We start from the raw sequence: 26,956 nt of genomic DNA, 5'->3' as shown, positions 1-26,956 counted from the left end.
GATTTTTTTGGGCGAGCGGGGTTGGAGGGGGGGCTTGGGTGTGTTTTGGGGGGGGGGGGGGGGGGGTTTGGGTGTGGGTTTGATCATGAATGAAGCTATCTAGTTAATGCTTAAAAAGGAGCCTTCACCCTCGCTACCAACCGACGGGTGGCGGCCATACGCGGGTTGGTAGACCGGTAACTAGATAAACCCGGCGCCCCCGAAGGAGCCCTGCGCATGGCCGCCATAAAGCAGAGACCTAAAGGATCTGCAAACGGTGCGCTATGCGTCTAGTTATGCCGGGCTACCAAACCCGATCACTGTTTTTCAGTGACCCAGCCACGATAGAACCCGTGCCCTGGACGCACAAGCCGGCAGATTCTGGCGTACGCGTAGGTAACGACGCAAGGCGTTGTAGCCGTTAGGACGTAACACTGGGTGTCTTTAAACAGGCGACTTGAAACCTGTTTAAGACTTCGAATGTTGGGCCAATTTTTCTTGGCTGAAATCGATGGCGTTGGGTCTGACGCCATCGCGGGCAAGCCCGCTCCCACAGGGAAGACGGGTTGAATTGTAGAGACCGGGGACATCCTTTACGTTTTAAACCGGAGACATCCGTACTGGCGCGCATTTCGCGCTTCAGATGACGCTCGCGGCGCTCAGGACGCAGGAACAAACCACGATCACTGTGGAGTCAGTGTGTAGTGGTAGTGGACTGCTCCTGTCTGTGGATGTACCAGCCAGTAATCATCCTTGTCTTTTTTTAATCGATAACATTCTTTGGGGATTTTGGGCGAGGTGAAACAAATCACCCCCTCCTTGACGGTCCAATATTCCGTCTCGGGTGGTTTACCGGACAGTGTGAATATTTCGGTCCCATCAGCATTAAAACTTAAAGTATAGGGCAAGCCTGAAGGGCCGATATTATTGAGTTTGTTCCCAACCAAGGTGCTGCGAACTTGCTCATCATCAAGCGCCACCGCTGAAGCTGAAACCGGCTTCACCGTATTTCCACCAGACGTAGCACACCCGGACAAGGCAAGTACCAGGAACAGGCAACTCCAACGTTCAATATTCATACCGCACCTCCACTGTCTGCCAACCCCGATAAAACTTATCAATCAAAAGACAACAGCCACAGCCTTTATTTGACTGTAAATTTGTTATTGGTTTTGTTATTCACACTATCGACAAACCAGACTGCAACCCCATCAGTGAGTACTTTATTGCATTCCTTGCCATATTTTTGATAGGTCACACAGATAACATTCTCCGTAATAACCCAATAACCGGATTGCATCGGATCGCTGGAAATCTGGATGACTGCAGTCCCGTCAGGGTTCAATGTTTCAGTAAAGGGATAACCGGTAGACGTCACACTCGAATGCTTGCGACCTATCACCGTCGCGTTAATCTCACTGCCATTTAGTTGTTTCGCGCTTGCCGGCGCATCGGCGTGGGCATCGACCGCAGTTTGATGCTCAGAAGATGAGCAACTTGTCATGAACAGCACGACTAACGAATAAATAATTACCTTATTCATGCCCTTCGCCCTGCTATGAGCCTACGGATCCAATGCATTGAGAATAGCCATCCAACAATCAAAAAATATATTAATTCACGATAAAGTTAATAGCGCAAAATCAACAAAAATGATTCATTCCTGAAACAAAGTTAAACCGATAGGCATTAGAGAATGGGTTTATTTTTTCCCGGCTCGCTCGCTACAGTTATTGGGAAGGCGCCTCCCAGTCAATCGCCAGATCATTTGCGCGTCGATCCTCTTCGAGACCGGTGGCGCGCTGAATGAGCGCGGTGTTTCGAATGGGGAACAGGACATCACCGATTGATTACATTACGTATCAACTGAAATGCGCATTGGCGGCATTATCACAACTGTGCTCTGCCTTTAGATTACGCAGGCGTTTTGTGTCTTTATCGGCGACTCGCCTGAGGTGTTTATAGAGAGCCCGGTGACGATGCCGATTTACCGATGATGTAGCCAAGGTGTCTCTCATGAATCAGAGCATTATGAAAACTGCTTGCCTGACCACCCTTCTTGTCGCGTGCGCAGCAATGCCGTTTGTTCAGGCGCAACCCTTGCCGCTCGGCAAACCCGGGGCCTTGCACAATGAAGACGTGGAGTGGCGTAACTTTCCGGCGTTCCCAAAAGAAGTGAAGCTGGCGGTGCTGGTCGGCGACCCCAGTAAGCCAGGCCCGTACGTTGTGCGAGTCAAAGTGCCGAATGGCATCAAGTTAATGCCCCATACACACCCTGAAGATCGTATCTACACCGTAATGTCCGGTGTGTTTTATATTGGTTTCGGGTCTGTCTTTGATCCAGACAAGTTGGTTGCCTACGGCCCCGGCAGTGTTGTAGTGCTCCCGGCCAATACGCCGCATTTTCATTGGGCCAAGTCGGGAGAGTACATCTCTCAGGTGTATGGAACAGGTCCGTTGGGGCTTGAGTATATTGATAGTCATGACGACCCTCGCAACGCGTCAAAGTGAAGACGCGTTACGTGTATTTTCAGATTTCATTTATCCAGGAGCGACCATGATCCTCAAGCGCGCAGGCTCGCAGCCATCGATAAAAGCCCCAGAAGCGTACTTCACGGGCACCGTCCGTATGGACCCGCTCAACTCCCCTCCTTCACCGGCCCGAGCGTCCATCGTCAGCGTCACCTTTGAACCCGGCGCTCGTAGCGCCTGGCACACCCACCCGCTGGGTCAGACGCTGATCGTCACCGCAGGCTGCGGCTGGACGCAGTGTGAAGGTGAACCGATTGTGGAAATTCGTGCCGGCGATGTCATCTGGTGCCCACCGGGTCATAAGCACTGGCACGGCGCGAGCGCCACCACCGCCATGACCCACATTGGGGTCCAGGAAGCGTTGGACGGTGTGAGTGTCGTCTGGATGGAAAAGGTCACCGACGAGGAATATAACGTCGGTCCGACAGGCGAATGAGTTGACCTGTTGAGTGAACCTGCCAGTTGAAACTGAATGGATTTACCGAAAACGAGGTGCGGTATTCAAGCGAGTGAGCGAACAGTTGGCCGACACAATCGTCAACTGCTCGCTACGGGCACAACCAGGCGCGTATCAATAAATCCATCCCGTTACTTCGTTGATGGATTGAGCCTCAGATGCGCGTTGACTTTCCCGCTTTTGGGATCGATCAACCAGTACTCATTGTTAGCCACTTTCACTTGGCTGCATTCCGTTGGATAACCTTTCGCTATAACGCAAACAACACCGTCGTTAAGCGTCCAGCGCTCTGTCTCGGGCTTGTTAGGCGCCATCTCGAACACATCTGTTCCATCAGGGGAGAAGGTGATCGAATAAGGATGACTGCCTTCTCGCGTGGTTCCGTACAGTTTCTTGCCGGTGAACGTACTCTGGATCTGTTGATCATTTAACGTGGCTGCGGTTGCCGGCACCGGCGGTGGTTGATAAGGGGGGCTGGTTGCGCAAGCGGCCAAAGAAAACAAAAAGATGAACGTGCTGAACTTTAATAAATTCATGCCACACCTTCCTTGTATTTGCCGAAACAATTTCCGGTAAATCAAGCATAGATAACCGTGGCGGATAGCCTGGTCCAGGCGCCAAGCGGGTGAGGTTCATGAATGTAATCATCAACTGCTCGCTACGACCTCAACCAAGCCAGCTAACCTTATGCAATAGAAAGCCCAGTAACACGTTCAAACCAAAGTATCTGAACAACTTGCCCTGACCTGAAAAGGTGGGTCGTCCATGTATCAGAACTTAGCCTTGCTCGCCGCCTTCCTCCTGGCCTACAGCATATTTGCCGGGAAACTCGAGTCACGCCTGATTAATGGTCCGCTGATGTTCATGCTGGCGGGATTGATTCTGGGTCCGGCGGTGCTGGGCGTTCTGCAACCCCGGATTGACAAGGAAGGCCTCAAGATCCTGGCTGAGCTGACCCTGGCGATCGTTCTGTTCAGCGATGCGGCTAACGCCGACCTTAAGGTGTTACGGGCATACGAAGGATTGCCACTGCGCCTGTTATTGATCGGTCTACCACTGACCATCCTGAGCGGTTGGCTGGCGGGTATCTGGTTGTTTCCGCAGGTTCCTCTCTTGGAACTGGCCATCCTGGCAACGCTCCTGGCACCCACGGACGCTGCGCTGGGCAACGCGGTGGTGAGCAACCCCAAGGTTCAAGCACCTGTGCGCGAAGGGTTGAACGTGGAGAGCGGGCTCAACGATGGTATCTGTGTTCCGGTACTGTTGATGTTCCTGGCGTTGCTGGTGGAAGAGCAAACGCAGTCTCCTATAACGCTGGCACTGGAGCTGGTGATCGAAGAGCTGGGCATCGGTGCATTGGTGGGTATCGCCATGACACTCATCGCCTGGCTGCTACAGCGTTACTCCGCAAAACACCGCTGGCAAACACCCATGTGGTCACAATTGACCCTTCCCGGGCTGGCGCTTTTATGCTTCGCCACGGCGCAAACACTGGGTGGCAGCGGCTTTATCGCTTCCTTCGTCGGGGGGCTGCTCGCGAGCTATTTGTTTACCGAACAAAAGCACCATCTGCTCGAGGCCGGCGAAGAAATCGCCAGCTTGTTATCGGTCATTACCTGGATCGTATTTGGCGCACTGGTGATTCCCTGGGCCTGGGCAATCGTCACCCTGAACATGTGGATTTACGCGGTGCTCAGCTTGACCGTAATCCGTATCCTGCCTGTGTTGATCAGCTTGGCGGGAACCCGCTTCGATGGCGAAACCCGTCTGTTCATCGGTTGGTTCGGACCGCGAGGACTGGCCAGCATCGTCTTCGCCGTAATGATCCTGGACTTCCCCCTGAACGCCAGTCGCACGCTGGTGGCGACCGCTGCCTGTACTGTTTTACTCAGCGTGCTGCTGCATGGTTTGAGTGCCAATCCGTGGGTTGCACGACTGGCCAAGAAGACGAAAAAGGAGACGGATATAGTTTAAGAAAACTATAAATCCATCCCCTTTTTTCAAACTTTCAGGGTGCAGCCCGTCAAGCAGAAGGCATCAACTGCGCCCCACGGAACCTGTCACCGGTAAATTACCCAGCAACTTGAGCCCCGTACTTTTTACGAAAGCGTCATAGTCCATCGGTCTCTCAATACGAGTTTCCGCGTTGGGTAATACGTAAGCCCAGGCGCGCTTGGACGATGCGTCGTAAACCAGCTTGAACAGGCGAGTCGGCACCCAGACTTTGTTGTCGCCAATGGTGGAGTGACCCGAGTCAAAGAGCGGGCCGGTAAACACAAAAACATCGCCATCGGCTCGCTTGGCAAATTTCCTGACATCGGATTCGACCTTGCTCCAGATCTTCCGGTTGTTGGTAGGGTCTTGCGGCACCATGTTCGACAGCGCAAAAGATTGTGCCATCGCATGAGGACTCGGTGCATCGGCAGCCGGGGATTGATGACCACGGTCCACGGCCGGATGCTGGCTACGGTAGTCGCTCAACTCTGCCCGCCCACCCTTGGGAATGCGTGGGTCCGCATAGAACTGGTTAGTGCGCTCCTCCCCTTTTGCATCCTGAAGCTGGGCGGCAGTAAGACGCTCCACCACTACCAACGGTGTCTTGCTGGTTTGTGAGTACAGCACCGCGAAGTTATCGGAACACAAGGCCAACGGGTTCATGGTTGCAGGCACGGTGGCCATGTTGATCGGCCTGGCTGACGGGAACAGATCGGCACAGCCCTCGAACGACGCCTGCTTCTGCTTGTTTGAATAGAGGTCCAGCGCCGCGTTCTGGCTGATCGAGCCCGAGCGGGACGCGTGTTCCTGAGACTGGCTGGGTGGCTTGAGGAAATCCAGCAGGCTGCGGGCTTCCACGCCGGTTGAGAGCAAAACAAGGGCCGACAGCCCAACTGCAATTTTGCGTAGGTACATGCTTTAGATCTTCGAATGGGATTGAGGAGTAAACGTAGGGCGAATGCCGATGGAGGCGGCTGCAGATTATGTTGCGGTGAGCATGCTTTCACTGTCCTTGATCAAAATACCCGTGTGGAACCGGTCGGTTCCAAACAGTACGACCACTAACGATCGTGCGCGTTATGACCACCATTAATCCCTTTAGTGCTGAGCAGCGTTGGCATTCTACCTGTCAATTCACGTCGACAAAGTGATCGGCAGAAAACGGGGAAAACCAAACCGCTGTGCTCTGGCATTCGGGAGCAACCGGATCGGAAAGTACCCGTTGCACATAGGGCTGAGGTCTGCACTTGTTGCCCGACGGTCTAACATGACCAGTGAAGCAAAGCAGTATGACGCTCTGATACATTCGCCTTTTTCTGGAGGGAGAAATGATGCGAAGGATTATCGCAACGGGGGCACTCCTGCTCGCCTTGGGCGGGTGCGAAACATCGCCTATGCAGGTTTCGGAAGCGCGGCCGGTGCCGGCCAACGATATGTTCCCGATCAAAAGCGAAGATGCACAAGATACGGAAGATTCGGGACGCCTGACCATTTTCCGTGATGACGGGTTTGTCGGCGCGGGATGTGACGCCGTGCTCTACATTGATGGTCAGCGCGCCGCGAAGATAGCTCCCGGTCAAAAGGCATCTTTCGTTTTGCCGCCCGGTAAAGTGAACCTCGGTACCGGACTAGCCGAATCTGGACTGTGCGCGGGTGCCGCGATCAAAACTGTCGCGGCCAACATCAAGCCAAGGAAAGAAGTGATCTACCAAATCAACTGGGATACGCAAGGTTTTTCCTTGGGTCCCTATGTTCAAGAGGGGCATTGAGCGCAGAGGAGCTTCGGCCAGTTTCCCACGCCACGCTCATGAAGTGGCAAGGCGGCTAAATAGCCGCCCTCGGAAAACGCTAAACCACGACGAATCAATCGGCCCCTATGCGCTCAGTATTCGCTCAATGCGTTCACGTGCCGCCCCTGTTAGACGTCTGACGCCTAATAGCCTGGCAACCTCAAGGGCTCGGTCCCCAGAATCGATAATGCTCGCGGCGATACGCAACTCCTGCGCCGCGATCTCCTCGATTGAACGTGCGTCATCGACCGATACCGGAACACGGTATGTCGACCACTCCATCACATCGCCCTCGGCGTGCCAGACGAATGCCTCCTCAAGTCCTTCCTGCCGAACGTGATGGTGCTGTTCGGCCAGTTCCAGCACTCTGTCTCGAATAAGCCGTCCTGATCGTTGGAAACCGTGTGCGCGAGCAATACGCTGGACTAAGAGTGTGTCGAGAATGGGGGCTTCCTGGCGTAGCACCTCTTCAATGATCTGACGGAGCACCGGACTGTAATGCGCTAAGTGAAACTGCTCGGGTTGGATCATGTGCGCAAGCGTAGAAAGATCGGCAACGCGATATTCACCCTTCTGCCCCAGAGAAACCGGTTGATCGCTGTGAGCACGAGCAACACGAACGTCCGCAATCTGCGACGGCAATGTACTCACGGAGCTAATGGGCGCTTCTGGCAACTCATCACTAATGCCGGAGTCGCTTGAGAAATCGATAACGATTGGAGCGGCCAGTGGCTCCTCGGTTACTGGACTATCGATTGCCTCTACTCGGGATTGAGCCAGAAGGTCGTTCAGAGCCATGTGCAGCTTCTGCAAGGCGCCTTCTTTATTTACCCACCATTCCGTGGACCAAAGTCGCACCAGGTTCCATCCCAAGCCGCTGAGAATCGCGCCTCTGACTTTATCCCGGTCCCGAGCGGTGGCGGCACTGTGGTAAGTCGCGCCATCACACTCGACACCCGCCAAATAGTCACCCGGACGATCAGGGTGAACAATCCCCAGATCGATACGAAAACGCGACACGCCGATCTGCGGGACTACTTGCCACCCAAGACGACGCAGCCCTTGAGCAACAGCTTCTTCAAACGGTGAGTCATATCCACCAACCGAGCCATGTACCGCCTCTGCCAAAGCCTTGGGGCCACGCTGAGCAAACTCAATGAAGTGCTTCAAATCCCGGACCGCCCGAGCATTGGTCCGGTTCAGATCGATCATCGACGGGTCGAACGAGGTGAATACCAACATCTCTCGACGTGACCGTGTGATGGCGACGTTTAGCCTGCGCCATCCACCGTCCTTGTTGAGAGGGCCGAAGTTCATCGACATAACCTGCGCACCCGGCTCGGTGGGCCCGTAGCCGATCCCGAGCATAATCAGGTCTCGCTCATCGCCCTGGACCGTTTCCAGGTTTTTGACGACGACGGGTTCGGTCTGGGTATCCTGGAAAAACGGCTCAATCTGTGGGTGTTGCTTACGGGCAGCGTCCAACAGATCGTTGATCAGCTTTTGCTGGTCAGAGTTGAGCGTGATGATCCCGATTGAATGACCCGCAGCGACGAACGCAGGATCGGTTAGACGTTTGACTGTTTCGCTGACAATGGCTTCAGCCTCAGCTTGGTTGTAACGGCCTTTTCCTTTCGCATACACGCCCTCGACCCTGCGCCATTCAACAGCACTTGCGCGAGTTTCGGCTGCTGGGAAGGTAATCAAATTACTATCGTAGTAACGATGGTTGGAGAACGCGATCAGGCTTTCATGGCGACTACGGTAGTGCCAACTCAAACTGTGGCTCGGCACCCCTGCTCCCAGGCATTCGTCCAGGATGCTCTCCATGTCTTCTGCTGTGTCGTCGTCGCCAGCATTGGGGCCACGGCTGAAGAAGTTCGTAGGCGGCATCTGACGAGGGTCACCGGCGATAACAACTTGCTTGCCCCGAGCTATCGAACCGATTGCGTCCCATGGAGCAATCTGCGAAGCCTCGTCGAAGATGACCAGATCGAATGGGGGCTGATCGGCAGGCAAAAACTGCGCAATCGACAGTGGGCTCATGAGCATGCACGGTGCGAGGCGATTCAGCGCGTCCCCCATCTCAATAGCCAGCTGCCGGACTGGTTTGTGTCTACGGGACTTCTGCAATTCATGCTTGAGAATGGCGAAGCCGCTGCTCTTGGGAATGTCATTCTTTGAAGGGATCAGGCCACATAGTTTCGCCCGAATGTATCGCACCGTCAGTTTAGCCAGTTCGTCGTCCAGGCGAACGAAAGCACCAATGTCACTCATGTGCTCGGCAGCGACAAAATTCCTCAGAAGCGGCTCGCTGTCGATGCCCTGTGTCGCAAACCAATGAGCATAGGCCGTGACAAAAGTTTCCTCGCTTGCAGACGGAGTCAGGCTTCCGGCTTCCAACGCTTGGGCGAGGCTTGCCAAGCCGGCTTCACCAGCCTGCTTGCGTACTCGACACCAGTCGCACCAGGCCTTGAGTTGTTCTTCCTGCTGCTGGATAGAAAGTGAAGTAGCCCGCAACGCCGCAACACTCGGATGCGCGTCTGCGTCCGTTGCTGCCAATCCAGCGAATAGCCGAGCGGCTTCGTTATAGCGAGACAACGCCTGTTGCAATGCCGATAACGCTGCGCTGATTTGCCCACCCGGCGCCAACATCTCATTCGCATCGATGACGAGACGCGCGACTGCGCCGCGCAATGAAACCAAGTGGTCGGGTGATTCGGCCAAGCCACTCAGCAGCCCGCGCAGCGTTTCAGCCAGTTTGATAGCTCGCAGTGTAAGGGCGGTGTCGCTGGTCAGACCTTGCCAGCCAGGGATCGACTGCATGTCACTTGCCAACGCGTCCAACTCCGTTAACTGCGCATGCAGGCGCTCGAAAATGGCGAGGTCACCCAGCGTGTCCGGAAGGCCCGCCGCGCCACCTAAAGAGGCTATTTTTTCCGCCACCTTTTTCTTGGCGAAAGTAGCCAGGAACCAGAACTTGCCCTCGGCCTCTCGCCATTCGCGGTGCATGGCCTCAAGCGGGATGCGACGGCAAGCTTCATCGGCATAATCCAGTGACAGGCTTTCCTCCAACTCCCGATAGCTCTCTACCAACTGACAAGCACGCCGGGCTGCTTCTATACGCGTGACAACATTGGGGGCAAATGCGAATGAAAGGTTCATCCCGCAGGATTCCACGATCAAGCTCGTCAAATCGTGAAGCTGCTGTACCTGTGTGACTTCCGCCACAGGCAACGCCAAGTGCGTCAGGCCAAGAAGCCTCTCACTTGCAGTATTTAGCGCGTCAAGGGCCTGTGGCAACTCACGCGAGGCGCTTGCAATTTGTGCCTGCCAGGCGTTCGACCATTGGGTCTGTGCCAGTGCGCCAAACTTGCCTGACAAGTCGCGCGCCGCAACGCCGTTAAGCCCAAGCCGACGCGCCAGATCGAGCAACTGGCCATACTCGGCAGCATCGTGTTCCTTGCCTGTTGGCCAAGCCAGTCTCGGCGTCTGAGGACTGTGATCACGAACGACGCGACCAATCGCCTGATGCAGGGAAAGACCGTTGCTCCAACGTCGATGCAGGACCTCGACCAACTGGTTAAGTCGCGACCGCAGCGTTTGCAATCGAGCAGCCTCACGCTCCCACTCCTCGGCGCTCAATGCGTCACTCACATCCCATGCGCGATCCAACTGCTTGAGCACTTCAACTTTGGACGCTTTGCTTGAGTGCAACTCCAGGCAGAACTCGCCTAACCCCTTCTCCGCCAAGCGACGATAAACCACGTCGAGGGCAGCACGCTTCTCTGCCACGAACAAAACGCGACGGCCTAGTGCAAGGTTATGAGCAATCATGTTGGCAATGGTCTGCGACTTACCGGTTCCCGGAGGTCCATCCATGACGAAACTATGAGTGCCAGCCGATGCCACCACGGCAGATAACTGCGAAGAGTCAGCGGGCAATGGCGCAAAAAGCTGAGCAGGCGTTACTGTTGAGTCCAGGCGCTCTGGCCTGGGAAACTCGTCCGAGCCAGAGAAGCCTTCACCTGCTTCTTTAGGCTCCAGCAAATGTTTGACCAATGGGCTTTGCAGCAGCTGTGCCCCGTTGGCATTCAAGTCCTTCCACATCAAATATTTGGCAAATGAGAAAGTGCCCAGAACCAGTTCGGTACTCACCTCACATCCGGGCACATCGCGTACCGCTCGACGCACCATGTTCCAGATGCCGGTAACATCGATGCCGCTTTCATCACTTGGTAGCTCGCCATCGAGCCCGGGTATCACCAACTCAAAATCATGACGCAGCAATTCAAGTAGGGTCAGGTTGAAACGCGGCTCCTCGTCGAGCAACGTCAGCGTCACCCCAGACAAGGCACTTTTGCGCTCAAGTTTCACCGGCAGCAAAATCAGGGGTGCGGAGTAGGTCTTCGGGTCTTCGGCGCTTTTCTTCCATTTAAGAAAGCCGATTGCCAAAAACAGCGTGTTTGCCCCGCCCTCCTCCAGATCGCTGCGCGCCTTTCGGAATAGCTCAATCAAGGTTGCTTCAAGCTTGATCTTCTCCAGGCTGGCGAGCACTTCGCCCCGAGCAAGCGCTTGACGGGCGACTTCGTCTACCAGGCTTTCATTATTCTGCTGCTCGTAGACGGCCACATCACGGCCGCTGCTATTCAGGTCAGGTACCGGCACCACTCGAATGCGCTGGCCACTCGAAAGAAGGTCTTCAAGCGCTGCTGGATCAGGACAGACAAGACGTACGCCTTTAGCGCTGTCTGGCAAATGCAGTAGACGGTTGCGAGTCGTCAGATCGAGGAGTTTGCGTTGCCAGAGCGTTAATTTACCGGCCGGACCTTCGTTACCCTCGTTGATTTCGACATCGAACCCTGGCAGTGCTGGGGCCTCCTCCAAGCTTTCAGCGGCAGGCGGAGCATCGTCTGCCAGATCCGATGCATTGACTGCGGACACCAGCGCCATTGGGCGGATCTTCTGCATCCGAGCACGGTGCAAATCGATTGCCATGATGAACTGATCATCATCTAGTTGCCGCTGCGCAGCGGCGACCGCTTGGCTAAAATTCGGTGCCGGCGATTGGGTCGCCAAGGTGGTCTCGAAAACCACCATCTCCTTCAGATCCAAGCGCTTGCGTACAGCCGACGCTTCGTCAGTCAACAGTTGGGAAAACTCTTGAGGCTGCAACCAAACGCCTGCAAAGGCGTGCCCCTTTGTCATGATCAGCAGGGCATTCAGTCCAGCCTGCTCCAACGCCGCAGCGAACAGCAATGCCATATCCAGGCAGGTCGCCACACCGTTTTCCAGAATGACGCTTGGCGGCCTGATCTTCTGGCCCTGTTGCTCAAAACTGGCTGGAGGCAATGCATAGCTCAACTGAAAGCTGCACACCGCGGACCAAATGGCGGAGGCAAGCTCCCACGTGCGCGTGCGCGACTTGCTTTCATAGCCATCAATGCCGTCTTTCTTTCCTGCTCGCCGCAAGACTTGAGAAGCGGCTTTGAGCACTCGGTCTACCGATGGGTCATTGGGCATGCAGAAAGCTGCCAGCAACTCTGGCATGGCGCTCAAACCACCCCATTCAGTGCGAGAAAGCAGCTCAGTGGGAAAGCGCTGCTCGACGAGCAGGTTCTCGCCTTGGGACAAGCGCAATACCACATCGGCACTCAGGCTTTCACTCAGCCCGGACAGATAGCCAGCGTTGAGCTTGATGTCGCGCTCAGAAATGCTAAGGCGATCACCCGCATGAATCCGGTCAATAGGCCAAGACCGGCTTTCAACGAAATCTGGGTCGGTGCTTAAAGTCAGTATCAGATTTTCAAGACTTGATTCTTCCTGGTTCCAAATGCTCAATTCTCGTACAAGCGGAATGGCATTCTGGTGGGAAGCGAAGCCGATCTTACGAGCGATCAGCGCCTCAATCTTGATGTTCATCCACGGGCTCCCGAAGCTACCAGTGCTTGCCTCATAAAGAGGCAGCTAAAAAAAACCCCTATAGTCCATGACTAATCACCGGTTGGGAATTTCTTTATCTCGCAATCCAGTCGTATGGTTCAGGCAATAGCAGTCGCTCGAATTGTTCCACCATGCTGTGGAACGAACTATTTTGCCTCTCTACACCACACTGTTGCGGCCAAATCCATCCCCACTGTATCTGCTTCTGCCTAACGACTACCGGTTAGCATTGCTCCTCATCCAAGGAGGTATTGCTCAATGCCGGACGCCACTAACCTCTACTTATTCATTGTTGCCGCCTTGCTGTTGCTGATCGTGCCTGGCCCTAACATGGCTATTGTCAGCAGCCATGCAGTTGCCCACGGCTGGCGCGCCGGCCTCGCCGCAGCACTGGGAATATCCCTGGCCGATGTGCTTATGACCGTCATGGTCAGCGCAGGTCTCGGTGCGCTGGTGATGAGTTGGGCGCCGGCCTTTGACTTGCTACGGTGGGCCGGGGCTTGTTATCTGATGTGGTTGGCCTGGCAGGCATTGAAGACCCCTCCTGCGGATACTGACACTCAAGCTACACAGGCTCCGTTTCGGAAAATCTTTGCCCGAGCCACGTTCAACAGCCTGTTAAACCCCAAGGCGCTGTTGTTCTTCATGGTATTCCTGCCGCAGTTCGTCACCGTAGGTGCCAGCAGCGTCACCTCGCAATTGATGTTCTTAGGTTTGTTGCTTGCGCTGATCGCATTGATCTTCCATTCCCTGCTCGGATTTTGCGCCGGGCGACTGCATGGGCGCCTGCGCAAAGGCTTGATATCCAAACGCCTCGGTGCTTATGGTTTCGCTGCGGTGATGACAGCTCTGGCGGTACGATTGCTGGTGCTCAACCGGCCGCTATAAAGGGTCGAGGCACACCGATTTGGCAAAATATGTTCCTCGCTGATACGCACCATCGAATGTCGGGATCTGGACGAGATGTCTGATAGGGACAGAAGCAGCCAGTGGACGCAGCGATAGCTAATGGGTAGCTATGCTTGGTCTACTGCCGGGACTAATTGAGCAGATTGGGCTTTGCGTCCATGGCGGCTAGACGACATAACAAGCAATGTTATCCACTAAGCCCGTGAAGGTGTTGTCACCCCACTTGGGGTCAATTTAGAGTTACGTCCAAAGAGGAGTCCGCCATGACCGTAGTCGATCGCCTCAGGTATTTGCGTGTCATTCTAGTTTTGGCTGGCCTCGCGTGCCTTGCTCTCTACCCACTAATGTTGTTCTGGCCATCTGGCTGGGCCTGGCACGTCGGTCACTCGGACTACCCGATGATGATCGTCGGCATCTACGCCACACTTGGCGTGTTCTTGATCCTGGCCGCACGTGATCCATTAGCCAATCTGAGCCTGATCTGGTTCGCCGTGTGGTCTAGCGTCGTACACGCAGGAATCATGGCCGTCCAGTCGGTCACCCAACCGGGGCAAATGGGGCACTTGATAGGTGACGTGCCGGCGCTCTTCATCGTGGCGGTTGCCTTGGCCATCTTGACGCCCCGCTCGCAACTGGCCGCTCGGCCCAGCACACACAATGGGGCTTGACCTGTTCAGGTCGATTGCTGCCCCTCACAACAGGCCCAATCGGCCAACACCGGACCGTCGAAACGATCCTAATCAAAGGCTGCATCAACACTCACTGAACACCTCTGAAACCGAGCCTATTAAACCAACCCACTTATCTATTTCAGCTCAGTTCTTATTTCCGTTCCGGGCACAAAATATTTACCAGGATCCTTGGCCTCCTTCAGGTCAACCAAGGCTCGGCAAATGCAATGTGAGAACTGTTTCTGCAACGCTTCGGGGTCTTTCCATGCTATTTCCGATGCTTGCAGAGGTTGTGCCTCGGCGGTTTTATAGCAAACACAATTGTCGATTCGGGTGATGCCGTTATTGCTCTGACAAGCAGTGGTCAGCAAAGAAATCGCGATGAGCGTCACGAAGCGTTTCATTGGTTCCCCTCCGAGGTTTGTTGTGAAGGGCTAACGATAAATAGACCGCAACGGGTTGATAGTGCCTTTGCGGGGTTGGTCGATTGCATTCCCCCCGCTCTCTCGCTTGCCATCTGTTCAATAAGCCCGACAGTAGATGAAAGCTTAGCGCTCATTTTCCTTCGCTCCATCCGCTGGATGCTTTTGACTCGCTGGTACGACTCTGGTGTTCTTTGAGTCCATCCACCGCTAGTTCCTACGAATGCGCCGACGATCTCGAACATCATCAGCCATCGCGGGTATTGACTGTCGCGCACTGCCTGGCGACGGCGCGGCAGCAGCAGTAGCAGGTGGCGTCCATATTGAGCTGTGATCGGTGGCGGTCTGACGACCGATATCCTCGCGGGCACGCAGCGGCGACTCCCAAGCCGATGTCTGAAAGCTCATCCGCTTCAAAATCCGGTTGCCACTCAACTCATGCTTGACCACCGCCAGCAGATGCAACAACACCAGCCCCCCCAGCATGGCGGTACTGTCCTGATGCGCAGCATGGAAGTCGCTCAGCAACTCAGGGTTGGTGATCAGCGGTGGCATGCTCAGCGCGCCAAATACCGTAATCGATCGATCCATCATCAGCACACCCGTGAGCAACACCATCCCCGTTATCAGATAAATCAGGTTATGAACAAAGGTCGCCAATAATTCACCCGGCACGACCGTGTAGTGACGTAGATGATTGATGCGCAAAACTACACGCATCAGGAAAAAAGGAATGAACAAGGTCGTCATCGAAATATTCAAGGCCGTCATTATTGATTTCATGTGTGGTGACACATTGAACAACGCGACATAAGACCCCGTGCATAACGACCATAGAATTACAAACGCGGACAGCCAATGCAGTGCAACTTGCGCCCATGTGTATTTATGATGACTCATGACGGTATCCTCAAACTCGAACTGAGAGAGATTTTTATTCATGCCACCTACGATTAATGTCAAACCACCGGGACACCTAAAACGCCCCATCTCGCCCAACTTTTTTGGGGCGGGACAACCTCATTCAGCAATTACTACGCCAACATTCAGTTAAATAGTCTTGACGACTGGAAGCCTTGCTGACCAAGGGTTTTAGCCACCACCACGTTTCGGTCTGGACAAAAAACCTGCTGGGAACTGCCCCCATAAACGGGAGAGGTTTACACCGAAGTTGAGGGGTAATTGGGTGCTCATACTCGAACGTATATTTTTATCTAGTCACCTATGTAAAAGGGCGCCAGATCAATGGATCCGAGTTCACTCCCCTGCCTGATGAATAAAATATCGAACTATCAAATACCGATGAGCTGAAAACGTGATTTTTGACATCCACGACTTATAGACGGGAGAAATTCTCTAACACTCACAGCCAGTGGATAATGGCGACTTACAGTAAAGCAGCCAACGGGGTGAATATTAACCAACTGAAGCAGAGTCCCCTGCTTACAACCTGTTCGGTTGGTAGCAGCAACCGGCTGAGTCCGCCGTCGACTGCCGTGCTCCAGGACGGACAGCAGTCGGCCAGAAGTGGACTTCGAGAGAACGAACCTCAAAGGGGATCGAAGACTAAGGCCGTTAGCTATTTAAAGCAGCGGTCGTCTAGAACTTTTCCTTATTTATCGGTCTATGTGGATAGGCACATCCGCTCGGTAAGCGCGAACCCTCAGGGCTCCTCAACCGGATGGCCATACGTCCAAATGTCAATCAGAGGTTGGCTTCGCTCATGAAATTCCATGACCCACGAATGATGCTCTTCGGCCTGTTCGCGCTCGCGGTAGTGGGCTCGGCATCAGCAACACAGATGAAGACCTCAGCCCCTGATTTCAAAGCTGAAGTCACAGCCGTTCAGACTCCGGCCCAGGCTGCCAACAACCCTTGGCCTTCCTTGGCCAGCATGGCCGGCAAGCCGTCAGGGCCGTTGCTGGCGCATGACGATGGATACTGGCGTGACGGCCGTTGGCATGATCGTAGAGACGATTGGCGCCGAGACGACTGGCGTAGGGATCAGTGGCGCAGAGAGCAAGCCTACCGAGAAGCCGAACGCCGTCGTGAATGGGAGCGCCGCGAAGATCGGGCCATGCGTCACCGATACGAGGACGATCACCGCTACTATCGTCGCTAGTGCGACGCCACGGGAGCAATCCGCGGACAACATGGGCGCCCGCACCAGCCTTGCAGGCTATTCAGCGGCGCCATGATCCGTCGGGCAATTCGACCTGCCGATGGGCTGCAGCCAAGGCAACCTTCAGCCCCTCTTTATCCAGCGGTAGGCAGTAAGCGGGTTTAGCCCGTTCGAACCGCCAGCTTTCATCAAGACTGCCTGCATCGACCGCGTCGAACCCAATCTCGTCCAGCAACTTGATCACCAATTCTTTCGCTGCTGGATCATCCGCAGCGATCGGGAGTGCGCGTCGGTCTGGCGCAGCTGTCGGGCGCGAGTCCTGCAGCAGGTCTCGGCCGGCCGACCGCGAATGGGTATTCTGCAAAGGCTCCGTCGTTGAACGGGTAAACGTCGCCAGTCGATTGCAGGTCAACGAGAGCAAAGCACTGCTGTCGGCAGCGCTGGACGGGTTCGGGATTGTCCTTGGACCCAAAGACTTTCTTGAGCCCGCGTTGCGCAGCGGCGAGCAGGTTCGACTGTTAGCGGATTACGAAGCACCAAGCCGACAAATGCATTTGCTCTACACGGCCAATCGCCAGAGAACGGCCAAACTCCGACGATTTATCGATGCTGCGCTCGCACGCTTTAGCGCTCCTTGAGTGGTTCGCGAGCAGATGTTCGCTCAGATATGCAGCCAGGCAAGCGAACCCAACATGACACCCACACCCGCTGCCCCAAACGAGACGCGCTTGAGCCATTCCTTACGCGTCAGCAAGGTGATGGCCGCCAGTGAAATGGCGATTTGAATCGCAGTCATGGCCTGGGCCCAGCGGTGATGCTGATGCAGCACCTGCTCTGACTTCTCGTCCCACTCTCGCGCCTGTTGCTCAAGTGCCTCCGCCTTCTTGCGCGCCTCCTCTTTCTGCTCTGCGTAGCGCCGCACTTCTGCAACATAGTGGGCGGAATCCAGGCCCGGCAGATGGCTGGCCAGCTCTGACAGGTTCTGCCGGCTGGACTTGGCCTGGTAGTAGTTCCATTCGTTGGCGGCTTCGGTCTTCTGGATGGCGGCGTTGTTTTTGTCCATGGCCGCCTCGCTCTCCGTCGAGCCGGCCTGATAGCTCATCATGGCGCCCACAGTGGCCATGATCGCCGTCATTACCGCCACCTTGCTGGCAAAGCGATCGCCTTGTGCATGGGCATGATGGGTGGTGTGCTCAATATGTTGCTCGTGGGGGCTGGGGACTTCGAACTCTTCAGGCATGGCTGTCGGCTTTGGATGGGTGAGTAGAGAGGATCGGCATTATGAAGGGCGGCTGATTTTTTAGACACACATGACTGGCGGTTTCTGGCTGCGGATTCAACCGATCATTCCACCACTCGAGGGCCGCGCCGCTCAGCCGATCGTCACCTGCACAACACGCTGAAACCCACGGCTGGCGTGGGATCAGCTCGACGAAGAGATGGCAGCCTCAACGTTCCATGACATAAGTGCCAGGTGCGGGGCAAAGTGGCGGGTACTTGCGCGAGCCGAGCTTCTTCGGCGCCGGCAGGCTGTCGCCCGAGCGCTGCCCGATCCATTCGCGCCAATGCGGCCACCAGCTGCCTTGCTGACGCTCCCCGGCGTTTTGCAGCCAGGTTTGCGGGGACTCGGCGTCGGCAGGCGCTGCGTAGTAGAACGACTTGGGATTGCCCGGCGGATTCACCAGGCTCTGCAGGTGGCCAGCGTTGGACAGCACGTAGGTTGTGTCCTCGCCAAACAACCGGGCGGTGCCGTAGCAGCCCTGCCAAGGGGTGATGTGGTCGGTTGTGCCGCCAATCACATAGGCGCCCACCTTCACTTGGGTCATGTCGATCGACTCGCCGGCAATCTCCAGGGAGCCAGGGTTGCTGTAGGGGTTGTGCTGAACCAGGTCGAGGTAGTCCGCGTGCAGTTGGGCGGGTAGCCGTGTGGTGTCGTTGTTCCAGGCCAAAATATCAAAGGCTGGCGGCTTATTGCCAAGCAAGTAGTTGTTGACCCAGTAGTTCCAGATCAGGTCGTTGGGTCGCATCCAGGCAAACATGCGGGCCATGCCCTGCCCGCTCAACACTCCCTTGCGCCGGGAGCTGGCCTTGGCTGCGCGCAGGGCGGATGGGCTGGTGAAAAGCCCCAAGGTGGTGTCGTCCAGCGCCGAGGGCATGTCGAGCACGCACACGGCCCAGCTGGTGTTGGCCACCTTGTGGCCTTCGCCACGGGCCGCCAGCCAGCCCAGGTAGGCCGCCAGGGTGATGCCGCCCGAGCAGGAGCCCCACATGTTCACATCCGGGCTTGCGGTGATCTTGCGCGCTACGTCCACAGCCTGGTCCAGGCACAACGCGTAATCGGACAAGCCCCAGTCGCGATGCTCGCGGGTGGGATTGCGCCAACTGATGACGAAGAGGTTTACGCCGCTGTCCTGGATCCACTTGATCAAGCTTTTCTCCGGCGAGAGGTCGATGGCGTAGTACTTGTTGATCTGTGGCGGCGACATCACCAAGGGCCGGGCATACACCTTTTCAGTAGTCGGCGCGAACTGAAGCAGCTCGAACATCTCGTTGCGAAACACCACTTCGCCCTTGGCCGTGGCGATGTTTTCCCCAACCTTGAACGGCGTGCTGTCGACCTGACGGGGGAGTCCGCGGTTGTTCAGCATATCCTCGCCGAATTGACGTATTCCCCTGGCCAGGCTCATGCCTCCGGTATCCACCATCTTGCGCAGCGCCGCCGGATTAGTCAGCGGCGAGTTGCTCGGAGCCATCGCATCGGCCAGGAGCGCTGCGACGAACCGGGCTCGGCTCTTTTCCCGCGGGGCAAGGTCGGTGGAATCGATGAAGCGGGTCAGCTCACTTTGGCCGGCCAGGTAGCTCTGCAGCAGCACGCGCAGGAAGGCGTTGGATTGCCAGGCGGGATCGGCGAAGCGCTTGTCCTTCGGTTCCGGCGCAATGCTGGACTTGCCGCCGACGATACCGCGCAGCTCTTTCAGGTAGCCACCCAGATGAGTGCCAGCCTTGAGCGGCGACTTGCCCACGGCCTTGAGCAGGTAACCGGCCGAGCTGGCCAGGTCCGCCGCACGCACACTGACGAGCGGATTGCCCGCCAGAGTCTGGTCGGGAACCGTGTCGATCAGCTCTGGTTGCTGGGTGTTGTCCGGGAGATCGATAGCCTTGCGAGCACGACGTTTTCGGCTGCCCGCCGGGGGGCGTTGGGTGGGAATTGCGGTCTCGCTCGTTCGGGGGGATCTGCTCATGTCGGCTCTCGTGTTTCGGGGGCGCTGTGTTGTTTTGCACCGACTCTAGGGCAGCAGACGCGCCGGCTACTTCGCATCCCACGACAGCGAATTTTCATTTCATGACAAGGAAAGGGTGACTTCGTAATGCCCTCGTCCAGAGATTGACCGCCCGATAGTTTTAGCTGGAAATCAGCAAGCCTTTGAAACGCATCAAGTCGACAAGGCCACCCGTCCTATGCCGGCAAACTCAACTTCCACTTGCACCCCGGCCGACGCCCAGTAGATACCGGTCCAGCTGCCACAAGCCACCAGGTCGCCGGCTCGCAAAGGGCTACCGAGTGCTGCCGCATGACGCGCCAGCCACGGCAGCGAACTCAGCGGCTCACCGAATGGATGGCTGCCAACGCCGACGAATTCAGGCTCCCCGTCCACCCGCAACGCCACCTGTTGTTTTGACCAATCCGGCATTTCCCCCAGCGTTTGCGGTGCACCGAGTACGAGCGCGCGGTTGAGTTGCTGGTCGGCCAGCCGAAGCAGTGGCGCGGCCTGATCGCCCTGCAGCCAGCGCGTGCCACACAGTTCGATGCCCGGCATCCACATATCGACCGCCGCACGGGCCATGGCCAGATCAGTGTGCTGGTCGAGGTCGCGCGACAGGCGCACGATCAGTTCTCCCTCGATACCGAAACCGAAATCATCGCCCGGCGGAACCTGCCAACCCGACGGGTGTACCGACATTGCCGGTACCCCGGCGGCACTGATCAGCCCTCCCGGAGCGCCGCCCAGTTTCCAGGCCGCTGGTGGCCCGCAGGCGAACCAGCCGAGGGCATCCGCTACCCGGTGCTGCACGGCATAGGCTTGGGCTTCGCTCGCCAGTTCCAGGGTTGGCAACGGTTGTTGGCGTCCCTCACGCCAACCCCGAATCAGGGTGGCGGCCACTTGCGCGACCGCACTCACAATGCCAACTCAGTCTTACGTCGGCGCAGTTGCGCAGGCACCGGGCGCTCGCACGGCAGAAACCGGCCGCGACCAGCCTGACCGCGCGGTTCGCCGTCCCAGACCACCTCACCGCGAGACAGGGTCATGGCCGGCCAGGCGCTCAGCGTCATGCCCGCATAAGGCGTGTAATCGACGTTGTGGTGCAGCATTTCGTTGCACAGGTGCACCGGCTCGCCTTCGTTCCAGATCACCAGGTCGGCATCAGCACCAATAGCGATGCTGCCCTTGCGCGGATACAACCCATACATCTTGGCGGCATTGGTGGAGGTCAGCGCAACAAAGCTTTGCGCGGTGATGCGCCCACTGCGCACGCCTTCGGACCAAAGCAGTGCCATGCGGGTTTCGACACCGGGAATGCCGTTGGCGATCTGGTCGAACGACGCCGCTTCGCCGTGGGCCTTCTTGCCATTGGGGCCATCGAAGCGAAAGGGTGCGTGGTCTGACGAGAATATTTCGAACGAGCCGTTCTCCAGGCCATCCCAGATCACCTGCTGGTTTGCGGCATCGCGCGGCGGCGGGCTGCAGATGCACTTGGCACCTTCGAAGCTGTCGTCACACCCCAGCGAGTCGGCGGTCAGGAACAGGTACTGCGGGCAAGTTTCGGCGTACACCTTGAGCCCCAGGCTCTGGGCCCAGCGAATCTGCTCCACGGCCTCGCGACCCGACACATGCACGATCAGGATCGGCACATCCACCAACTCGGCAAGGGCGATGGCACGATGGGTCGCTTCGCGCTCCACCAGCATCGGCCGCGACGCGGTGTGGTAGCGCGGCGCAGTCAGCCCGGCCGCCAGTAGTCGCTCGGTAAGCCAGGCGATGCAATCGCTGTTCTCGGCGTGGAGCATCACCATGGCGCCCTCACGGCGCGCGACCGACAACGTCTCGAGAATCTCCCGGTCGCCCAGCTTCAGCGCATCGTAGGTCATGTAGATCTTGAACGATGTATAGCCTTCGGCAATCAAGGCCGGCAGTTCTTCACGCAGTACCTGCGGGGTGGGGTCGGTGACGATCAGGTGGAAGGCATAATCGATCACCGGCTTGTTACCCGCGCGACGATGGTAGTCATCGACGGCAGAGCGCAGGCTTTCGCCCTTCTGCTGGCAGGCAAACGGGATGACGGTGGTGGTGCCGCCGCAGGCCGCCGAGACCGTGCCGCTGAAAAAGTCATCGGCCATCACCGAGCCGTCGCCCGTCGGCTGGTCGAGGTGCACGTGACTGTCGATGCCACCGGGGGTGACATGTCGGCCTGCCGCGTCGATTTCCTGGTGACCTTGCGGCAGGTCCAGGCCAAGGGAGACGATGCGCCCATCACGAATGCCGATATCGCTGGTAAACGTGTCCGCGGCGGTTACCACGCGGGCGTTGCGTATCACCGTATCAAAAGGTTGCATATCAGGCCTCTTCCAGAAGCAACCGGCCCCAGCCGGTCAGGCGGCGCGTGTCTACGCCCGTGATTTTCAACATGTCCCGGACCCATGTGGTAACGGTGTCGATACCGGCTTAGCTAACCATCACCTCGTCCAGCGCCCGTTCGAGGGTGCTGACCGTGCGCTCGATATTGTGCAGCTTTTCGAGCCCGAACAGACCGATGCGGAAGGTCTGGAAGTCGGCCGGCTCATCGCATTGCAACGGCACTCCGGCGGCGATCTGTAGGCCATGGTTGGCAAATTTCTTACCGTTCTTGATGTCGGCATCATCGGTGTAGCTCACCACTACGCCAGGGGCTTGAAAGCCGGCTGCGGCCACGCTTTTGAAGCCTTTGCCGGTCAACATTGCGCGCACCCGATCGCCCAGAGCCTGTTGTTCGTCGCGGACCTTCTCGAAACCGTAGGCTTGCGTCTCTTTCATCACCTCGTTAAATCGCGCGAGGGAATCGCTGGGCATGGTCGCATGGTAGGCATGTCCACCTTGTTCGTAGGCCTGCATGATCTGAAGCCACTTTTTCAGGTCGCAGGCGAAGCTGCTGCTGTGCGTCTGTTCGATGCGCTCGAGGGCCAAAGCACTGAGCATCACCAAGGCACAGCAAGGGGACGCGCTCCAGCCTTTCTGCGGTGCGCTGATCAGCAGGTCGACTGCGCATTTGTGCATATCAACCCAAATCGTGCCGGAGGCGATGCAGTCCAGCACGAACAGGCCACCCACCGCATGCACGGCGTCACCGACGGCCCGCAGGTAGTCATCGGGCAGGATAATTCCTGATGAGGTTTCAACGTGGGGAGCAAAGACAATCTGCGGCTTCTGCGCCGCAATGGCTGCCAGCACTTCGTCCAGAGGCGGTGGGGCGTAGGCTGCCTGGCGTCCGGTGTCGACCGGTCGGGCTTTGAGCACCGTGGTGGCCGCCGGGATGTTGCCCATCTCCAGGATCTGGCTCCAGCGATAACTGAACCAGCCGTTGCGTATCACCAGGCATTGCTGGTCGGTGGCAAACTGTCGCGCCACCGCTTCCATACCGAATGTGCCGCTGCCCGGGACCACCGCAACAGCCTGGGCGTTGTAGACCTGTTTCAGGGTCGTGGAAATGTTCTTCATCACGCCTTGAAATGACTGGGACATGTGGTTGAGCGAGCGGTCGGTGTAGACCACCGAGTACTCGACCAGCCCTTCAGGATCAATACTGGGATATAGCTTTGACATGGGGTGACTCCTTTGGCAGAGATGTCAGTGGTATCGACCCTGCCCCAAGCCTTGGCAAATGACAAGATGGCACGGGATTGAGCGACTTCTGTCGAGCGGCTGGCTGTTCCCTTGAACCCTTTCACCACAGTGGGGAATAGCCCATCATTTTTTGGCCCGGCGTGATAGCCACGCAATCAAGTTCGTTCAAGCCAGGCGCGGGCGATTTCTTCGCGCGTAGCAAACCAGACACCGCCGTGTTGCTTGGCATACTCGATGAATTGTTTGATCGCCCTTACCCGCCCGGGGCGCCCCACCATACGTGGATGCAGACCGATCGACATCATGCGAGGCCCTTCAGCGGACTCCTCATAAAGGACCTCAAAGCTTTCTTTCATGTACTCGAAAAAGTCCGATGCCTGGGAAAGCCCTGGAGAATTCCAGTAGCGGAAATCATTCACGTCGGCGGTGTAAGGCACCACGAGATGACGCTTGCCCTCGACCTCGACGAAGTAGGGAACATCGTCGTTGTAGGCATCGGAATCGTAGAGAAAACCGCCCTCCTCAGCGACCAGGCGACGGGTGTTGACGCTGGCGCCATAGCGGCAATACCAGCCAACAGGACGCTTGCCACAGGTGCGCTCGAATGACTCGATGGCCAAGCGCATGTGTTCACGTTCCTGCTCTTCAGTCAGGCGAAACACTTCCTCCCAGCGATAACCATGACTGCAAATTTCATGACCGCCGGCCACGGCAGCGCGTGCAACATCAGGGTTCTGCTCAAAGGCCACAGCGCACGCATGAAACGTCGCCCGCACCGATTGCTGGTCGAGAATATCCAGAATTCGCCAGATCCCCACGCGCGAGCCGTACTCATACATGGATTCCATCGCCAGATTGCGCGTGCCGTCGGGTATTGAATAGCTACCCCATTCGGTCATTGACTCCTGATCCGGGTCGCCCATGGCGAGCGAGCGTTCGGAGCCTTCTTCGTAGTTGATCACCAGGCTAATGGCCAATCGTGCGCCATTGGGCCAGGTGCCTTGCGGGCGTTTTCTACCGTAACCCACTAAATCGCGTGCAGGTGAAACCATCGGGATCTTCTCCTGAAGTCACTGGTTAAATAAGTACGTAGCGAAGGTAGCGACTTAGCAGTCGATATCTTTGAGCCGGTCATGATTGAAGGTGCTATCCGATTGCCACTCGCTGAAGGCCAGCCCCATCGCCAGGGTTTGCGCAATACAGAACGAAGCGGTGAGCGAGCGGAAGCCCAGCAGTTCGGCGTCGTTGACCTCAATCACCGTGTCGGCCATCTGCCCGATAGGGCTCAGAACGCTGTCAGTAATCGCCACCAGCGTCACGCCTGCCTGGCGCGCCTGACGACAAGCCTCAACGGTGTCATGGGCGTAAGGCGGAAAGCTGACAGCTATCAACAAATCATCATCGGCAATGGCGCTGACCTGCTCCGGCAAGGTGCCACCGGCACCGCTGATGTGTACGGTTCGCCGGCCCACACGACTCAATGCGTAGCTCAGATACGCCGCAACGGGAAAGGCACGGCGCATGCCGATAACGAAGGTCGTACGCGCAAGTTGCAGATGGGCGATGGCCGCTTCGATATTGGCCTGCTCCCCTCCTTCAGCCAGGTGCTCCAGGGAAACGATATTGGCCTGACTGAACTCACGCAGAATCGCGCCGACGTCACTCGGGTCTTCCAGCAACGTCTCACCGCCGTAGTGCCGAATGCGCTCGCTTTGTGTGTCGGCCGCCTGTTGCAGCGGCGCACGGAACAACCGCTGCAAATCCTTGAAGCCTGCAAAACCAAGGGCCTGAGCCAGCCGAATATAAGCCGCAGGCGCGATACTTGAGCGCTTTCCCAGTTCGGCTACCGTGTTGAGAGCGATCTCATGCGGGTTATCAATCAGGTATCGGGCAGCATCGCGCAGACGACCGGTCAATTGTTCGTGCTGGACCGCTATACAGTCACGCAGCTCTGCAAGGTTTTCAGGTAAGGCCATGATGAAGGCTCGTGAAATGAGAAGTGTATACGCCTGTCAACGCAACGCATCGATTGCTTGATCCAGCGCAGTGATGAGGCGGTCGACTTCTTCCAGCGTGTTGTAATGCGCCAACGACACCCGCACTACCCCGCCAAACCGGTCAAGCCCAAGGGCTTCGATAAGTCGCCGCGCATAGAAGTCACCAAAGCGAATGCCGATACGGTGATCATCGACCCTGCGCACAACAGCTTCGGACTGAATATCCTCGACCACGAAACTGATCGTTGGCACTCGATTACGGGTATGCGCCTTGCCGATGATTCGAACACCCTCGCGCTGGCGCAAAAATGCCAGCAGGCGCTCGGCGAGCAAATCTTCCTGCACCTCGAAGGCATCGAACGCCGCTTGCATGCACTGGCGCTCGCTGCCTTGCGCGCCGAGCCGGGTGCTGATGTCGAGCAGGTAGTCGGTGATACCGATGCAGCCGAATGACAACTCGTAGTTGACGTTGCCAGGCTGCAATTTGTAGGGCACCACGTCCTGGCCGATAAAGAAGTGGTTGAGACTTGGCAACTCCAGCAACAGATGACGACGCCCCCAGAGCACGGCAAAGTGCGGGCCAAACGTTTTGTAGAAGCTGTAGACGTAGAAATCGGCTCCGCTGGCCTGCACGTCCACCAGACGGTGTGGCGCATAAGCGACCGCGTCCACGCACAGCTTGGCGCCTACTGCATGGACACGCCGCGCGATTTCGGCGACTGGATTGACCGAGCCGAGAATATTCGAGGTGTGGGTCATCGCCACATAACGGGTGTTGTCATTAAGCAACACCTGCAGGTCATCCAGCTCCAGTTCACAACTGTCGGGATTGACCTGCCATACACGCAGGGTCGCACCACGGCTTTCGCACAGTTTGACCCACGGACCGATGTTAGCCTCGTGATCGCAATTGGTGACGATGATTTCATCGCCTGGGACGATTGACGGGGCAATGGCGCGACACAGGATTTGCAACAAGTGGGTGGTCGAGCCGCCCATGATCACTTCTTCGGGATGCTCGGCGTTGATCAACTGCATGACCGAGTGGCGTGCCTGCATCACTCGCTCGCCAGCCTCCACAGAAGGTGCGTAGGACGCGCCCAGTTGCACACTGTTATTGAGCAGGTAATCACTGACCCGCTGCGCCACGGCGCCCAGCACCATCGAACCACCGGCGTTATCCATATAGGCATAACCACCGGCCAGACCTGGAAATTGCTTGCGAACGTAATCGATATCGAGAGGATTCACTCTACTTTCT

Annotated in this window: 22 protein-coding genes and 2 pseudogenes; 8 read left to right on the top strand and 16 right to left on the bottom strand. The window is 56.8% G+C overall.

The window, feature by feature from the left end; translation table 11 throughout:
* Nucleotides 1-662: 662 nt before the first annotated feature.
* A complete protein-coding gene (locus QRN31_RS11490) occupies nt 663-1,058 on the bottom strand; it encodes a hypothetical protein (RefSeq protein ID WP_285432094.1) in 396 nt (131 codons plus the stop codon).
* A 65-nt stretch (nt 1,059-1,123) separates the two neighbouring features.
* Complete coding sequence (locus tag QRN31_RS11485; RefSeq protein ID WP_285432092.1) at nt 1,124-1,522, bottom strand: hypothetical protein; 399 nt, start codon at nt 1,520-1,522, stop codon at nt 1,124-1,126.
* A gap of 473 nt (nt 1,523-1,995) precedes the next feature.
* On the opposite strand from QRN31_RS11485, the gene QRN31_RS11480 reads away from it, so the two are divergent.
* Both QRN31_RS11480 and QRN31_RS11475 read left to right on the top strand, forming a co-directional pair.
* Nucleotides 1,996-2,490, top strand: a complete 495-nt coding sequence (locus QRN31_RS11480) for a cupin domain-containing protein (RefSeq protein WP_285432091.1) — start codon at nt 1,996-1,998, stop codon at nt 2,488-2,490.
* 46 nt (nt 2,491-2,536) lie between these two features.
* A complete protein-coding gene (locus QRN31_RS11475; protein ID WP_285432090.1) occupies nt 2,537-2,947 on the top strand; it encodes a (R)-mandelonitrile lyase in 411 nt (136 codons plus the stop codon).
* Between the two features lie 152 nt (nt 2,948-3,099).
* Here the strand turns inward: QRN31_RS11475 and QRN31_RS11470 are convergent, their stop codons facing one another.
* A complete protein-coding gene (locus tag QRN31_RS11470) occupies nt 3,100-3,504 on the bottom strand; it encodes a hypothetical protein (protein ID WP_285432089.1) in 405 nt (134 codons plus the stop codon).
* A 229-nt stretch (nt 3,505-3,733) separates the two neighbouring features.
* On the opposite strand from QRN31_RS11470, the gene QRN31_RS11465 reads away from it, so the two are divergent.
* Nucleotides 3,734-4,942 (top strand): cation:proton antiporter, encoded by a 1,209-nt coding sequence (locus tag QRN31_RS11465; protein ID WP_285432088.1) that lies wholly within the window; start codon nt 3,734-3,736, stop codon nt 4,940-4,942.
* A gap of 63 nt (nt 4,943-5,005) precedes the next feature.
* Here QRN31_RS11465 and QRN31_RS11460 read toward each other — a convergent pair whose 3' ends face one another.
* Entirely contained in the window at nt 5,006-5,878 is an 873-nt protein-coding gene (locus QRN31_RS11460; RefSeq protein ID WP_285432086.1) for a DNA/RNA non-specific endonuclease, read from the bottom strand.
* Nucleotides 5,879-6,291: 413 nt separating this feature from the next.
* On the opposite strand from QRN31_RS11460, the gene QRN31_RS11455 reads away from it, so the two are divergent.
* Nucleotides 6,292-6,732, top strand: a complete 441-nt coding sequence (locus QRN31_RS11455) for a hypothetical protein (RefSeq protein ID WP_285432084.1) — start codon at nt 6,292-6,294, stop codon at nt 6,730-6,732.
* 105 nt (nt 6,733-6,837) lie between these two features.
* Here the strand turns inward: QRN31_RS11455 and proA are convergent, their stop codons facing one another.
* The gene (proA, locus tag QRN31_RS11450; protein WP_285432083.1) at nt 6,838-12,675 is read right to left on the bottom strand and encodes an anti-phage protein ProA; all 5,838 of its coding nucleotides are present in this window, start codon (nt 12,673-12,675) and stop codon (nt 6,838-6,840) included.
* A gap of 279 nt (nt 12,676-12,954) precedes the next feature.
* On the opposite strand from proA, the gene QRN31_RS11445 reads away from it, so the two are divergent.
* Both QRN31_RS11445 and QRN31_RS11440 read left to right on the top strand, forming a co-directional pair.
* The gene (locus QRN31_RS11445) at nt 12,955-13,584 is read left to right on the top strand and encodes a LysE family translocator (RefSeq protein ID WP_285432081.1); all 630 of its coding nucleotides are present in this window, start codon (nt 12,955-12,957) and stop codon (nt 13,582-13,584) included.
* A gap of 284 nt (nt 13,585-13,868) precedes the next feature.
* A complete protein-coding gene (locus QRN31_RS11440) occupies nt 13,869-14,273 on the top strand; it encodes a DUF6632 domain-containing protein (RefSeq protein WP_285432080.1) in 405 nt (134 codons plus the stop codon).
* A 137-nt stretch (nt 14,274-14,410) separates the two neighbouring features.
* On the opposite strand, the gene QRN31_RS11435 is transcribed toward QRN31_RS11440, so the two are convergent.
* Together QRN31_RS11435 and QRN31_RS11430 are read right to left on the bottom strand one after the other, a co-directional pair.
* Nucleotides 14,411-14,680, bottom strand: coding sequence for a hypothetical protein (locus QRN31_RS11435; protein WP_285432078.1), 270 nt, complete (start codon nt 14,678-14,680; stop codon nt 14,411-14,413).
* Nucleotides 14,681-14,908: 228 nt separating this feature from the next.
* On the bottom strand, nt 14,909-15,640 hold the full coding sequence (locus QRN31_RS11430; protein WP_285432077.1) for a cytochrome b: 732 nt from the start codon (nt 15,638-15,640) through the stop codon (nt 14,909-14,911).
* Between the two features lie 781 nt (nt 15,641-16,421).
* Here QRN31_RS11430 and QRN31_RS11425 point away from each other — a divergent pair.
* Complete coding sequence (locus QRN31_RS11425) at nt 16,422-16,820, top strand: hypothetical protein (RefSeq protein WP_285432075.1); 399 nt, start codon at nt 16,422-16,424, stop codon at nt 16,818-16,820.
* A 61-nt stretch (nt 16,821-16,881) separates the two neighbouring features.
* Here the strand turns inward: QRN31_RS11425 and QRN31_RS11420 are convergent.
* A pseudogene (locus tag QRN31_RS11420) lies at nt 16,882-17,154 on the bottom strand (NADP oxidoreductase); the annotation flags it as partial.
* On the opposite strand from QRN31_RS11420, the pseudogene QRN31_RS11415 reads away from it, so the two are divergent.
* Nucleotides 17,150-17,458 (top strand): annotated as a pseudogene (locus tag QRN31_RS11415) (LysR substrate-binding domain-containing protein); the annotation flags it as partial. The pseudogenes QRN31_RS11420 and QRN31_RS11415 sit on opposite strands and share 5 nt — an antisense overlap.
* Before the next feature lie 23 nt (nt 17,459-17,481).
* Here the strand turns inward: QRN31_RS11415 and QRN31_RS11410 are convergent.
* The 8 genes from QRN31_RS11410 to QRN31_RS11375 form a co-directional block, all read right to left on the bottom strand.
* Entirely contained in the window at nt 17,482-18,060 is a 579-nt protein-coding gene (locus tag QRN31_RS11410) for a DUF4337 domain-containing protein (RefSeq protein WP_285432073.1), read from the bottom strand.
* A gap of 208 nt (nt 18,061-18,268) precedes the next feature.
* On the bottom strand, nt 18,269-20,062 hold the full coding sequence (locus tag QRN31_RS11405; protein ID WP_285432072.1) for an alpha/beta fold hydrolase: 1,794 nt from the start codon (nt 20,060-20,062) through the stop codon (nt 18,269-18,271).
* A 192-nt stretch (nt 20,063-20,254) separates the two neighbouring features.
* Nucleotides 20,255-21,001 (bottom strand): 2-keto-4-pentenoate hydratase, encoded by a 747-nt coding sequence (locus QRN31_RS11400; RefSeq protein ID WP_285432071.1) that lies wholly within the window; start codon nt 20,999-21,001, stop codon nt 20,255-20,257.
* Nucleotides 20,998-22,434: a dihydropyrimidinase gene (gene hydA / locus QRN31_RS11395; protein ID WP_285432070.1), complete on the bottom strand. Its 1,437-nt coding sequence runs from the start codon at nt 22,432-22,434 to the stop codon at nt 20,998-21,000. Before hydA ends, QRN31_RS11400 begins: the two co-directional genes overlap by 4 nt.
* 109 nt (nt 22,435-22,543) lie before the next feature.
* A complete protein-coding gene (locus tag QRN31_RS11390) occupies nt 22,544-23,677 on the bottom strand; it encodes a pyridoxal-phosphate-dependent aminotransferase family protein (protein ID WP_285432069.1) in 1,134 nt (377 codons plus the stop codon).
* A 176-nt stretch (nt 23,678-23,853) separates the two neighbouring features.
* The gene (locus tag QRN31_RS11385) at nt 23,854-24,750 is read right to left on the bottom strand and encodes an allantoinase PuuE (protein ID WP_110963374.1); all 897 of its coding nucleotides are present in this window, start codon (nt 24,748-24,750) and stop codon (nt 23,854-23,856) included.
* Nucleotides 24,751-24,804: 54 nt separating this feature from the next.
* The gene (locus QRN31_RS11380) at nt 24,805-25,674 is read right to left on the bottom strand and encodes a MurR/RpiR family transcriptional regulator (protein ID WP_285432068.1); all 870 of its coding nucleotides are present in this window, start codon (nt 25,672-25,674) and stop codon (nt 24,805-24,807) included.
* A gap of 36 nt (nt 25,675-25,710) precedes the next feature.
* Nucleotides 25,711-26,946 carry a cysteine desulfurase-like protein gene (locus tag QRN31_RS11375; protein ID WP_285432067.1) on the bottom strand — a complete coding sequence of 412 codons (1,236 nt, stop codon included), beginning with the start codon at nt 26,944-26,946 and terminating at the stop codon, nt 25,711-25,713.
* Between the last annotated feature and the right edge of the window lie 10 nt (nt 26,947-26,956).

It is taken from the genome of Pseudomonas sp. fls2-241-R2A-110, assembly GCF_030209165.1.
Classification (GTDB): domain Bacteria; phylum Pseudomonadota; class Gammaproteobacteria; order Pseudomonadales; family Pseudomonadaceae; genus Aquipseudomonas.
This window is presented reverse-complemented; position numbering and strand designations above follow the sequence as displayed.

What these genes read in the sequence shown, in the direction of transcription:
- QRN31_RS11485 (WP_285432092.1), bottom strand. Translation starts at nt 1,522, where the DNA reads ATGAATAAGGTAATTATTTATTCGTTAGTCGTGCTGTTCATGACAAGT.
- QRN31_RS11440 (WP_285432080.1), top strand. Translation starts at nt 13,869, where the DNA reads ATGACCGTAGTCGATCGCCTCAGGTATTTGCGTGTCATTCTAGTTTTG.
- QRN31_RS11470 (WP_285432089.1), bottom strand. Translation starts at nt 3,504, where the DNA reads ATGAATTTATTAAAGTTCAGCACGTTCATCTTTTTGTTTTCTTTGGCC.
- QRN31_RS11430 (WP_285432077.1), bottom strand. Translation starts at nt 15,640, where the DNA reads ATGAATAAAAATCTCTCTCAGTTCGAGTTTGAGGATACCGTCATGAGT.
- QRN31_RS11410 (WP_285432073.1), bottom strand. Translation starts at nt 18,060, where the DNA reads ATGCCTGAAGAGTTCGAAGTCCCCAGCCCCCACGAGCAACATATTGAG.
- QRN31_RS11490 (WP_285432094.1), bottom strand. Translation starts at nt 1,058, where the DNA reads ATGAATATTGAACGTTGGAGTTGCCTGTTCCTGGTACTTGCCTTGTCC.
- QRN31_RS11445 (WP_285432081.1), top strand. Translation starts at nt 12,955, where the DNA reads ATGCCGGACGCCACTAACCTCTACTTATTCATTGTTGCCGCCTTGCTG.
- hydA (WP_285432070.1), bottom strand. Translation starts at nt 22,434, where the DNA reads ATGCAACCTTTTGATACGGTGATACGCAACGCCCGCGTGGTAACCGCC.
- QRN31_RS11390 (WP_285432069.1), bottom strand. Translation starts at nt 23,677, where the DNA reads ATGTCAAAGCTATATCCCAGTATTGATCCTGAAGGGCTGGTCGAGTAC.
- QRN31_RS11455 (WP_285432084.1), top strand. Translation starts at nt 6,292, where the DNA reads ATGATGCGAAGGATTATCGCAACGGGGGCACTCCTGCTCGCCTTGGGC.
- QRN31_RS11480 (WP_285432091.1), top strand. Translation starts at nt 1,996, where the DNA reads ATGAATCAGAGCATTATGAAAACTGCTTGCCTGACCACCCTTCTTGTC.
- QRN31_RS11460 (WP_285432086.1), bottom strand. Translation starts at nt 5,878, where the DNA reads ATGTACCTACGCAAAATTGCAGTTGGGCTGTCGGCCCTTGTTTTGCTC.
- QRN31_RS11465 (WP_285432088.1), top strand. Translation starts at nt 3,734, where the DNA reads ATGTATCAGAACTTAGCCTTGCTCGCCGCCTTCCTCCTGGCCTACAGC.
- QRN31_RS11425 (WP_285432075.1), top strand. Translation starts at nt 16,422, where the DNA reads ATGAAATTCCATGACCCACGAATGATGCTCTTCGGCCTGTTCGCGCTC.
- QRN31_RS11385 (WP_110963374.1), bottom strand. Translation starts at nt 24,750, where the DNA reads ATGGTTTCACCTGCACGCGATTTAGTGGGTTACGGTAGAAAACGCCCG.
- QRN31_RS11435 (WP_285432078.1), bottom strand. Translation starts at nt 14,680, where the DNA reads ATGAAACGCTTCGTGACGCTCATCGCGATTTCTTTGCTGACCACTGCT.
- proA (WP_285432083.1), bottom strand. Translation starts at nt 12,675, where the DNA reads ATGAACATCAAGATTGAGGCGCTGATCGCTCGTAAGATCGGCTTCGCT.
- QRN31_RS11475 (WP_285432090.1), top strand. Translation starts at nt 2,537, where the DNA reads ATGATCCTCAAGCGCGCAGGCTCGCAGCCATCGATAAAAGCCCCAGAA.
- QRN31_RS11405 (WP_285432072.1), bottom strand. Translation starts at nt 20,062, where the DNA reads ATGAGCAGATCCCCCCGAACGAGCGAGACCGCAATTCCCACCCAACGC.
- QRN31_RS11380 (WP_285432068.1), bottom strand. Translation starts at nt 25,674, where the DNA reads ATGGCCTTACCTGAAAACCTTGCAGAGCTGCGTGACTGTATAGCGGTC.